Source organism: Persicobacter psychrovividus (genome assembly GCF_036492425.1).
Classification (GTDB): Bacteria; Bacteroidota; Bacteroidia; order Cytophagales; family Cyclobacteriaceae; genus Persicobacter; species Persicobacter psychrovividus.
In genome coordinates this window covers 99,428-111,282 of record NZ_AP025299.1, presented here as the reverse complement: position 1 = coordinate 111,282, position 11,855 = coordinate 99,428, and the positions used below count along the sequence as shown (strand labels likewise).

Genomic DNA, 11,855 nt, shown 5'->3' with positions numbered 1-11,855 from the left:
AAGATGATCAATTTAAGATATATCGTTTGTGGCCTACTGATGATGGCCATGGGCATGAGTTCATGCTCTTCGTTCTTATCATTGGATCCTACGGATTCGGTAACGGAGGACAATTTTTACCAAAACAGGGATCACGCATACACAGCACTGATCGGTATTTATGAACCATTGCGTTCAGATTTTACCATCACTTATAATCCTATTGCCCTTTCAAGTGACATCCAGAGTGATGACGCCTATGTAGGCGGAGGATCTGCTTCGGATATGATCAACTGGCAGCGTATGGCGCGCTTCAATGCCCGCCCTCAGGAAGATGCTGTCCGTGGTATCTGGAAGAAATGTTACCGTGGGATTTCCCGTGCCAACATGATGCTTGCCAAATACGATGGCATCACTTTTAAAACTACGGAAGAAACAGACAAGAATAATTTTAAAGGGGAAACACTCTTTTTAAGAGGGCACTACTACTTTGAACTGTTGCGTTTCTTTGAAAATGTTCCGTTGATTACTTCGCCTTTGTATTCTGATGACTGGACAAACTCAACGCAGGAAGATCCTAAATTGGTTTATGCACAGGCCACCACAGATATGCTTGACGGTATGGCCCTGATGGGCGATGCAGTAAGCGCGGATCAGTCGGGACGTTTGAGCAAATGGGCCGCCAAAGCAGAATTAGTGAAAATGTTCCTGTTTTACACAGGCTACTATAACGAATCGGCATTGCCTACGGCAGATGGTGGTACTTTCACCGCCGCTGATGCCATGGCGATGGCTGACGATGTAATTGCCAATTCTGGTGCTGCCCTGATGGACGATTTCGCGACTTTGTTCACTGCGGAAGGAAATTTCTGTAAAGAAGCCTTGTTCGATATTCCTTTCGTGGACAACAACTCAGGCTCATGGAATGATACCGATATGGGGAACTACCAATGTGCGATGAGTGGCCCTCGTGGCTGGAACAATAGCCTCTTGGCCGATGGCTGGGGATTTGGTACCGTAACGGCGAATTTGGTCAATCAATTTACGGACGAAGATTTACGTGCCAAAAGCACTTTCATCAGTGCCGAAGATTTGATTCAGATGGAGCTTGACGCTGGCGCAGACCCTAACAGCCTGAGCCTTCAGCCTTCTTTCACCAACACCGGTTATTTCGCTTTCAAATATACAACGCATGCCGCAAATAAGCCTGCCGCTAACTTCCCAAATAACTGGGGGCAAAACATCCACTATATCCGTTTGGCAGATGTTTACCTGATGGCGGCGGAACTACACCTGAAAAATGGTGGAAGCAAAGCGGCAGAATATGTGAATATTGTACGTGAGCGAGCGGGTTTGTCGGATCTTACGGCGGTAACAATGGATGACATCATGTCGGAGCGCCGCAAGGAACTTGCAATGGAAGGCCACCGTTACTTTGATTTGTTGCGTCAGGGACTTGAGGTCGCCAAAACACAAATCGAGAAAAAAGCGGAAGGCCTGCAAGCACCAACAATGGAAGATTTCCCTGCTACGGGAAGAAACAGCGCAGATGCTGATTATGCAGTAACTTTTGACTTGACAAAGCGTGGTTTCTGGCCGATCCCTCAAAATGAGATCGACCTGAACAGCAACCTCAAGCAAAACGACGGTTATTAATCAAGTGCCATTTTTTAAATGAACCAACATGAAATTTATAAATAAAATAAGCCTATTCTTCCTCTGTGTGATGGCGTGGAACGCCTGTTCTCCTTATGAGGAAAGCAGACCTTCGCTTGGTGATCAAATTACGGAGGATCAAATATCTTTCGCTATTGATGACAGCGATCCCAACCAGCCTGTATTCACCAACACCTCAGCAACGGGCTTCAAAGCCATCTGGGATTTGGGGAATGGAACTTCTGCCGCTGGCGAAACAGCGCAGGGAATGTACCCCTCAAAAGGGGATTATGACATCACCCTCAAGGTGATCAGTGCAGGAGGAGAAGCACAGAAAACCATCGTGTATAATGTGCCGAAAGATGATCCCTCGCTATTGGATCGTGAAGATTACAACTTCCTGACAGGTGGTGGTAGCGCATTGAATGGTAAAAACTGGAAGTGGGATCACACCATGCCAGCACATATGGGCATCGGACCTCCAGATGGTACCACGCCAGAGTGGTGGGCAGCATCTCCTGATCAAAAAGCTGGGTTGGGTGCTTATGATGATGTTTTGAACTTCTCTATTTTTGGTTTTGCTTTTGACTTGGAAAACAATGGCGATACCTATGTGAAGGATTATATGAAAGATGAATTTCTGTCGATGGGCGGTACTATTGTTCAAGAGGATGATGACATCACTTTTGATATTGATCTGAACACTGAAGGCTGGGGATGGGCAATCTCTGACCGTGACGGAAAGAAATTTTTGACCTTTACCAATGGCGCCTTTCCTTCATGGCATGTTGGAGGAAATCAGGAGTTTGAAGTAATGCTTCTGACAGAAGATGAATTGCAATTGCGTACGATTGGTCAGGATGGAAATGCCTGGTACATGAATTTCATTCGTGAAGGCTTTGAGCATCCAGAAGTTCCTGAGGTTGAAAAACCTTTGGAAGCAAATGATATCTTCGACGATTTCGACGGCAACAGTAACATTGCCTGGATCTTGGAAACAGAAGAATTTGCAACTTATGATAACCCACGTCCTGCAGGAATTAACACTTCTCCGAAGGTGGCAAAATATACAAGAACTGGAGATAACGAATGGGCGAATGTTCAGTTTGAGTTAGCCTACCGTATGGATCTTTCTACAAGAAATACATTTAAGCTGAAAGTTTTATTGCCAGACTACAATGATTATGAATCAGAAAATGGCGGAACGATCGGTGGTAAATTGCAGAAAGTCGTTGCTCTGAAACTTCAGGACTCTAAACACCCTTCTCCTTGGGAAACACAGGTAGAGATCGTGCAAACAGTTGCTGATGAAGACCTTGGGAAGTGGGTAGAACTGACTTTCGATTTTAGCAGTGTGAAAGAGGCCACTAATTTTGATAAAGTGGTATTGCAATTTGGTAGTGAAGGGCATAAGAACTCAGGGATTTTCTTCCTGGATGATTTTAAATTGTTGTAATTAAATAAGGGGACTGTCGCACAACTCAATGCTGTGAAGCTAACACAAAGGATTATTAAGTAAGCTGTAGGGATGCACCTGTGTGTGTATCCAAACTATCCCAAACTTGTGATAATTTGGGCAGACACATAGGTCGGCCCGTACAGTGAACCAAATAGAATTTCAGAGAATAACATTAATTTGTGCTTGTGCAACAGTCCCTTTTCTTTAAATTTTTTATTGATGAAAAGGGTTTTTGTAAGTTTAGGAATAATGGTGGCGGCATTGCTTACGGCATGTTCACCACAAAAAGAGCAGACGGTGGTGCAGGCTTCCGTTGGTGGGTTTGAAGTAGCGCAAAATACTGAAACCAAGATTGACGAGTTGCTCCAAAAAATGACCTTGGAAGAGAAGGTGGGGCAAATGGCGCAGGTAACTTTGGATGTATTGACTGAAGGGGAGAATGAGTTTGTCAGTAATGAACCATTGGTGCTCGATAAGAAAATCGTAGCCACAGCTTTCGAAAAATATAAAATTGGTTCGGTGCTGAATACGGCCAACAACCGTGCACGTACGCCTGAAAAATGGAATCAAATTATCAGTCAGTTGCAAGCGGCTTCAATCAAAGCAACAGGTATCCCGATGATCTATGGTATTGATGCCATTCATGGGGCCACCTATACGGCTGGGGCGACTTTCTTCCCACAACAAGTGGGCGTAGGGGCGACTTTCAACAAGCAAGTAGCAGTGGATGCTGGTCAGGTAACGGCCTACGAAACGCGTGCTTGTGGTATTCCATGGACCTTCTCTCCGGTATTGGATTTGGGACGTGATGCACGTTGGGCACGTATGTGGGAAACATTCGGTGAAGATGTTCATTTGGTGAGTGTGATGGGTGCTGGCCTGATTGAAGGGTACCAGGGTGACAAAAATCAGATGGATGATCCGAACCATTTGGCGTCTTGCTTGAAACACTATTTGGGTTATTCTTCTTTCTCTGGAAAAGACCGTACGCCGGCTTACATTCCTGAGAATGAGTTGAGAGAAAGATATTTGGTGCCATTCCAAAAAGCCGTTGCGCAGGGCGCAGCGACTGTAATGGTAAATTCAGGCGTGATCAACGGTACGCCCGTGCATGCGAACTACAATTTGCTGACGACCCTTTTGAAAAAAGAAATGGGTTTTGAAGGTTTGGTAGTTACCGACTGGGCAGATATCGAAAACTTGCACAACCGTGATAAAGTAGCCAAAACACAAAAAGAGGCAGTGAAAATGTCGATCAATGCGGGTGTGGATATGTCGATGATCCCTTACAACTTCGCTTTCTGCGATTATTTGATCGAATTGGTGAACGAAGGCGAAGTGCCAATGTCAAGAATTGACGATGCGGTTCGTCGTGTGTTGCGTGTGAAGTTTGCTTTGAACTTGTTTGAAAAGCCAGTAACCAAATTGGCAGATTATCCTGATTTCGGATCAAAGAAATTTGAAGACAAAGCGTTGAATGCAGCGGCGGAGAGTATCACTTTGTTGAAAAACGAAAAAGCGGTATTGCCATTGAAAGCCAACGCAAAAGTATTGGTAACAGGACCGAATGCCAACAACATGAGAACCTTGAATGGTGGTTGGTCATATTCTTGGCAAGGAGAAAAAGTTCACGAATTTGCTGATAAGTATTCGACGATTTTGGAAGCGATGCAAGATGCATTCGGTAAGTCGAACGTCAAGTATGCTGCGGGTGTAAATTATAATTTCGAAGGAAGTTATATGGAAGAAAAAGACATCAACATTGCTGCGGCAGTTCGTGCAGCAAGAGGTGTTGATGCGATTGTACTTTGTTTGGGAGAAAATACTTACACCGAGAAGCCGGGTGATTTGCATGACTTGTACATCTCGGATAATCAGCAAAAATTGGCTGAAGCCATGGCCAAAACAGGCAAGCCAGTGATCTTGGTATTGAATGAAGGCCGTCCTCGTTTGGTAAGCAAGTTTGTGGATAAAATGGATGCCGTTGTTCAGACTTACCTTCCAGGTAACTTCGGTGGGGTAGCTTTGGCCAAAATCTTGAAAGGTGAAATCAACCCATCAGGTAAATTGCCTTACACTTACCCTAAGTATCCTAACACTTTGATTACTTACGATTTCAAACCGGCAGAAAATCAGGAGAAAATGTCAGGGATGTATGATTATGAGTCGTTCCTGGATATCCAGTGGCCATTCGGCTTTGGTTTGAGCTACACAACTTTTGAGTACAGCAACCTGCAATTGAACCAAAAAGATTTCAAAGTAGGCGATACGGTTGAAGCTTCGGTAACGGTAACCAATACCGGTAAAGTAGCAGGTAAAGAAGCCGTATTGTTATTCACCAAAGATCATTTTGCTACAATTACACCAGACGTTAGCCGTTTGAGAGCTTTTGATAAAATCAGCTTGAATGCAGGCGAAAGCAAAGTGCTTACTTTCAAAGTACCGGTAAAAGATTTGGCTTTCATCAATGCAGACAATGTACCTGTGGTTGAAGAAGGAAAATTCAGCTTGGGTATCGGTTCTGAGCAGGTAGATTTCAATGTGTCTGAAACAAAGGTAGTCGGTAAAACGAATCCTGTGCTTTAAAAAAATTAGCACTATAACACTATAACACTATATCACTATCGCGAGACTCCGTCTCGTGATAGTTTGAAAGGTGTAATGATTTGTCCACAGATTACATAGATTTCCACAGATTTTTTTTGAAGAGATCTATTCAGCTGTTGTCACAAATCATTAATATAAATTAGGTTGTCGAATATTTTTGTACCTATCGGTACGGACGTTGCATGCAACATCCCTACGGCAGTAGAAGTCCTGTTATTGGACAGGGTGATAGCATATTTTCAACAGGCAAAATATAAATAATCATGGTAATCCTTTAAATCAAGGTAATCATGGTCTTTAACATCCTATTAATACTACCATCAGTTCAAGCGTCCCGCTTGGACTAACTTTATAAAGTCCTTTGATCCAGGCGGGATGCTTGAACCAAAGTATACAACGAATTCAATTTTCTAAAAGATCCATCTGATATCAGCTGTGAGTGCTGCCGAATGGTGGCCTTGCAGCTGTTTTTTTTGTGCTGAACCGGTTTTCATCTTAGGCAAAAAAGATGCTGTTCTTTAAATCTCATGATTAAGCAGGGCTGTTGCGGGAGGTTTTGAAACATTCATTAGTGTGCTTCATGCCATTGCACAGCCTTTAAATTTTTTAAAACACATCCTATGAAAAAACTTTTTACACTACTTTTTATTTGTTGCGCCAGCCAATGGGCATCGGCGCAATCTGATGAATTCCCGCAATTGCTATGGGCGGATGAATTTAACGGTTCAGGCTTGCCCGATGCAGATGCCTGGAATTATGACCTCGGTGATGGTGGCTTTGGGAACAATGAATTACAAAACTATACCAACAATTTACAAAATGTAAAAATGGAGGCGGGCTTGCTGAAGATCACCGCCAAAAAGGAATCCTATGGTTACAGTTCTGCGCGGATAAAAACCCAGGGGCAGAAAAATTTCACCTACGGACGTGTTGAAGTCCGCGCCAAACTGCCAAAAGGCAGAGGTACCTGGCCAGCCATCTGGATGCTGGGCGAGAACATCAGTTCGGTAGGGTGGCCTGCCTGTGGTGAAATTGACATCATGGAATATGTTGGTTTTGAGCCTGGCATTGTGCATTCATCCACGCACACGCCAAGCAGTTACGGGGCGACCGTGAACACGCAAAAATACACACTGAGCACGGCAGAGTCGGCTTTTCACAATTATATTCTGGAGTGGACAGAAACCGCACTGAAATTTTATGTGGATGATGAGTTGATTTACACTTATGCACCTGCGGTTCGAAATGCAAGCACCTGGCCATTTGACAAGCCCCATTTCATCATTCTGAATCTTGCAATCGGTGGAACTTGGGGTGGAGCTCAGGGCGTTGATGATAGCATTTTTCCGCAGCAACTTCTCGTGGATTATGTTCGGGTTTATGGAAAAGTTCAGGCACCTGAAATTCAGGGAGCAACGATTATTGAAGCGGAATCGGAGCAAACTTTTACCGTGGCGACTATGGACGATGCCGATTACGAATGGGTCGTGCCGACAGGCGTGGAAATTTTGCAGGGACAGGGAACAGGCACAGTTCAGGTGAAATGGCATGGTGAAAGCGATGTGATCAAACTGAAGATGACGCACGATAATGAAGTCTATTGGTCAGAGCACGCAGTTACTGTAAAAAAAAAGCCGACGGGACACGTTTTTGACCTTTCCTTAAATCAATGGGAAGTATCGGACAAACATCTGGGGGAAATAGCAGTGAATGCCACTGCTGAAGAGGCTACGATTGATTTTGACATCACGCAACCGAGTAGCATCCCTTATCTTGATCTAACATTCAATGCACTTTTCGACCTGTCGGAAGATGCATTGATGTCCATCGATATTGCCACGACCGACGCACCCGCCAACATGAGAATCGACTGGATCGACCATAGTGGGCAGGTGTTTAGTAATGGCGAGGTTTTTAATACTGAACAGTGGGCTATGGACGGGCAGTTTCATCGTCTGCACCACAATTATGCATCGCTGATGGCGGCACATAGGAATTTTGATTTTACACAGGTCAAAGGGTTACGGTTTTACCTGAATTATGGTGCTTTTGCCGAGGCAAAATCTGGGCAGATAAAAGTAAAGGGACTCAAGTTTGAGCCTGCGGAAAACCTACAACTGCCCGCAGCGGTGGAAAACTCAGCCGTCGAAGAATTAGCGGGGCAGGGTGTATTAGTCAGCTGGTTGTCCGTCGGGGATTGGGTGAAAGGGACGAAAATTTTACGCAGCAGAAAAGGCGATAACGACGCCCCAATGAGTATCGACCTACCAACAGGGCAGCAATCTTTTCTTGATGAGGCTGTAAAGAATGGTAAAACCTATGATTATTCCATCGTTCAATTTAATCAGCTTGGAGAAGGGGAAGCCGTTGAACTTCAGTCGATCACCGTCGAGCATATGCCATTAAGCTCGGCGATCAGTTCAGACCTAAAAGTTTATCCAAATCCATGCGACCAAAGCCTGATAATTGAAGGCAACTGGGGAGGGAATCAATATGAAATATGCAATGTTTTAGGTAAATTGCAACAATCATCAACTGTTCCGCAAAATGGTGAAATTTTCACTGGAGAACTCACACCAGGCCTCTATTGGTTAAGACTGATCCTGCAGGATGGCCGAGTGGTGTACACTAAATTTTTGAAGCGGGGATAGGCAAAATGTACTGAGGGATATGCGTTTTTTATTCATTTTTTTTAATCTTTTACTGACGGTTTTTTCGGTAACTGCCGCGGCAGATACGGACGGCAACCATGTGGTGCCTTCGGCAGATATGCAATATTATTTTGATGCAGAATCAAAAATTGGGGTGGATCGTGCCCTGGAATTATTGCATCAGGGGAAGTTTAAAAAATTTCAGGAAGAACCCGCCTTCGCTGCCGCAGGGCATGGAAGTTACTGGGTAATTTTTCGCCTGCCCAACGATCAGCTCTATCGTGCGCCGCAAACCCTCGAAGCCATTGATTCGCATATCGATCATCTTCATGCTTATTTTTATCGTGACGGACAATTGTACGATCAAGGGGTGTCGGGCTATTGGTATCCTTTTGAACGCAAACCTTCCTATCACAAAAATTTCATCTATTCTGTTACGCCTGAAATGGTGCGTGGCAACCTGAATAAAAAGGGGCTGTATTTTATTGCGGAGGTATCTTCTTCCAAATATTCTCCTTTGATCTTCAAACTGAGAAATACCGAATTTCAGATTGCCTACAGCACCAACGAATATTTTTTCCTCGGCCTGTTCTATGGCCTGATGATGTTGATGCTGATCTTCAATTTCTTCTTTTACCTTTCTGTAAAAGACCGACTGCACCTGGTCATGATGATCTACATACTGGGCAGTATCACCCTGACGTTGTATGAAGACAGCCTCGGCTTTCAGTATTTATGGCCTGAGCACCCGTGGGTAAATCAGTTCCTCGATCATTTCTCTATGCCGATTTACCTCGCAACGCTGATGGTCTATATTGTAACCTACCTCAACATCAGAAAAAAGATTTATAAGTACGGTATTGCGGTGGCTTACGGGCTGTTTTTGTTATGCTGGTTCAATTTCAGTATTGTGGCCAAAGTAACCTCTATTGCGCCCTACCTATATATGTTGCCGACAACGCTACTGTATTTTTTGGCGATACGCCGAACGTCTATTTATAAGAAAGGGTCGGTATTATTCCTGATTGGTTTTACGATTACCTACCTGGGGCTGCTCCCAAAAATGGGTATCTTCAGTCAGGATGATTTTCGTGTGGTGTATTTCTTCAATGTGGGTTTGGTGTTGCAGGCATTGTTTTACTCCATGGCGTTGGTGCAAAATTTCAAAGACCTGAAAAAAGACAAGGAGCATGCACAGAAAGAAACCATTTCTTCGCTAAAGGATCGGGAAGAGATCATTTCGCAGAAAGTCATTGAACGCACCGCCGAAGTTGAGGAGCAGAAGAATATTGTCGAGGGGCAAAAAGAAGAACTGGGCAGAGCATATGAGGAGCTTTCGCAACAGGCAGAAAAGATCAAGAAAATGAATGAGATTCTCAATCGGCAGAATCAGAACCTGGTGGGCGACCTTTCCAATATAAAAAAAGCACGGGTGATGAACAAAAAGCTGTCTTTTGAGGAATTCAGAACGATGTTCCCAACGGATTTATCGTGCTTTCAATACCTGGCCGACTTGAAATGGAGCGAAGGGAGCTACCGTTGTCGGAAATGCGGATCGACACAGCATGCCGAAGGCAAACAGCCATTTTCCCATCGTTGTTCCAAATGCGGATACGATGAGTCGCCAACTTTCGGAACCATTTTCCACCGCCTGCATATTTCCATTATCAAGGCATTTTATCTGGTGTTTCTGGTCTATTCCCACAAAGGAAAAGTAACGTCGATTCAGCTATCTTCCTGGGTGGACTTACCGAAAAATACCTGCTGGCGTTTTTCCAAAAAAATCATCAAGCAGATGGAATCCCTGGATGGCAACCAAATTGATGGCTGGGATGATCTATTGCTCGTTAATGAAAACGAAGCAGTGGACAACAATGAATAAGTGGGTGTCTATAAACTTACCGTCGTATTCAAATTCGGATTATTGGATTGATGTTGAATGATTTATCACTGCTGCAAAACGCCGAATTTTGGTAATGAATTTAAAGGTTTAAACACGCGCTAAGTATCCGAAGTATCCAAAACCTAAAGACTCCTATGCTTTAAGCATGTAGTTTCAGAGGTGTGCAATCACCATTGGATGACCTAAATTGGAGATCTTTCAAAAACCCCTTAGAAGAAATGACCTTTCAAAGGTAGATGCCAACAAATTGAATCAAAAAAATGATTGCGCTTAGTGTATTTAACAATTTATTGATCAGATAATCAAGGGGAATATTTTATAATGTTCCCCTTTTTTACCTCCAAATATTCAATAAGTAATGGATCATCAATGGGTTAGAAGCTGTATTCTTTTTTCATCTTTTCTGTAGTTGGAAAGAATAATAGCGGATGCCTGAAATGTTAAGCGTTTAATCCATTGCTATGAATGAATTCTCCACCTCCATAGGCAGCTATAATTTGAGTACATAACAGTAGTGTTGCAACCCCTAAATAACGCTTGCTATTTATATGAGAAACCCTTTTGACCAAATGATGAAAAGTAATTTCAGATTTACGATGGGCGATTTGCGAAATAAAGCAATCTGTGTAATTCTGCGTAACCTGTGGCCAATAAAAAATTGAGTGGTAATCAGGCGTTGCGCCAGTAGGAGGGCAAACACCTTATTACTATTGCGAGAGTCCCTCTCGTGATCGCTCTTACCCTCGTTTTCCTGCCTCATCATCAATTGCTTCTGCTTTGCCGATCAGCACACCATTAGGCACTAACTGCCCATTATCGGTGGGGTCGCAGCCTTGCAGGTGATAAAATCAGCAAATTTGCACCTTTTCGTCCTGCCTCCTAAATGACGAATTCACCTGTTAATATGATTATTTAGTATCAGCTTTCGGTTACTACCCGTTAAGTGCAATGAAAAATCATATTAATATAATTAAATCTACTTTTTAGCCTTCAAAATGGTGAGGTTGAAGCGCAATCATCATAGTCATTTACCTTTCATCCGTCAATTATATTGTTGGGAATGAATACAATATGATCTTGGAACTATGTAATAATTTTCAGGGTTTGTGAACTTAAGTGACCCCACGGTGGGGTTATCCATAACCTGAAATTTTAACCATGATCCAAGTTTACAATTCCTCATAGATGAAACTTTAATCCATCGCATTAAAAATCATTTATAAAATCAATTCAATAATGAAGTTTTTAAAACACATAACTTTTTGCCTTTTGGCAATGATGATGACTTTTGGTACTGCCTCTGCTTTTGCAGACGGAAAGGTACTTAATGTCCAGGTCAGTGCGGAGGCTGACGGCACCGAGAAGGTATTGATAACAGAAGTTTCAGGCTTCGGAGCCAATGCGCAAGTCGCTTTTTATAAGGTAGTCAACGGACAATACCAACTCATACAAACCGCCAATGGAAGTGCAGGTATTTCCTTTGGAAGTATGAAAAAAGGAATCAAATATGCACTGATCGCTTTTGACGGCGCAATTACCAACAACCCATTGGAGATTCCTGAAGCAGAAAGATTTGAGAAAAACTTTAGAACCCGTTAAT

The 11,855-nt window shown here is 43.3% G+C and carries 6 protein-coding genes; all 6 read left to right on the top strand.

Going from position 1 to position 11,855, the window contains the following annotated elements:
- Positions 1–3: 3 nt before the first annotated feature.
- Positions 4–1,635 carry a RagB/SusD family nutrient uptake outer membrane protein gene (locus AABK40_RS22500; RefSeq protein ID WP_332922365.1) on the top strand — a complete coding sequence of 544 codons (1,632 nt, stop codon included), beginning with the start codon at positions 4–6 and terminating at the stop codon, positions 1,633–1,635.
- Positions 1,636–1,663: 28 nt separating this feature from the next.
- The gene (locus AABK40_RS22495) at positions 1,664–3,091 is read left to right on the top strand and encodes a PKD domain-containing protein (protein ID WP_338399421.1); all 1,428 of its coding nucleotides are present in this window, start codon (positions 1,664–1,666) and stop codon (positions 3,089–3,091) included.
- 222 nt (positions 3,092–3,313) lie between these two features.
- Positions 3,314–5,680: a glycoside hydrolase family 3 N-terminal domain-containing protein gene (locus AABK40_RS22490; protein WP_338399420.1), complete on the top strand. Its 2,367-nt coding sequence runs from the start codon at positions 3,314–3,316 to the stop codon at positions 5,678–5,680.
- A 641-nt stretch (positions 5,681–6,321) separates the two neighbouring features.
- A complete protein-coding gene (locus tag AABK40_RS22485; protein ID WP_338399419.1) occupies positions 6,322–8,352 on the top strand; it encodes a family 16 glycosylhydrolase in 2,031 nt (676 codons plus the stop codon).
- A gap of 19 nt (positions 8,353–8,371) precedes the next feature.
- A complete protein-coding gene (locus tag AABK40_RS22480) occupies positions 8,372–10,234 on the top strand; it encodes a 7TM diverse intracellular signaling domain-containing protein (RefSeq protein WP_338399418.1) in 1,863 nt (620 codons plus the stop codon).
- A 1,257-nt stretch (positions 10,235–11,491) separates the two neighbouring features.
- Complete coding sequence (locus tag AABK40_RS22475) at positions 11,492–11,854, top strand: hypothetical protein (RefSeq protein ID WP_338399417.1); 363 nt, start codon at positions 11,492–11,494, stop codon at positions 11,852–11,854.
- Position 11,855: the final 1 nt, after the last annotated feature.

Coding starts and splice junctions, on each gene's coding strand:
- AABK40_RS22475 (WP_338399417.1), top strand. CDS start 11,492: ATGAAGTTTTTAAAACACATAACTTTTTGCCTTTTGGCAATGATGATG.
- AABK40_RS22495 (WP_338399421.1), top strand. CDS start 1,664: ATGAAATTTATAAATAAAATAAGCCTATTCTTCCTCTGTGTGATGGCG.
- AABK40_RS22500 (WP_332922365.1), top strand. CDS start 4: ATGATCAATTTAAGATATATCGTTTGTGGCCTACTGATGATGGCCATG.
- AABK40_RS22490 (WP_338399420.1), top strand. CDS start 3,314: ATGAAAAGGGTTTTTGTAAGTTTAGGAATAATGGTGGCGGCATTGCTT.
- AABK40_RS22485 (WP_338399419.1), top strand. CDS start 6,322: ATGAAAAAACTTTTTACACTACTTTTTATTTGTTGCGCCAGCCAATGG.
- AABK40_RS22480 (WP_338399418.1), top strand. CDS start 8,372: ATGCGTTTTTTATTCATTTTTTTTAATCTTTTACTGACGGTTTTTTCG.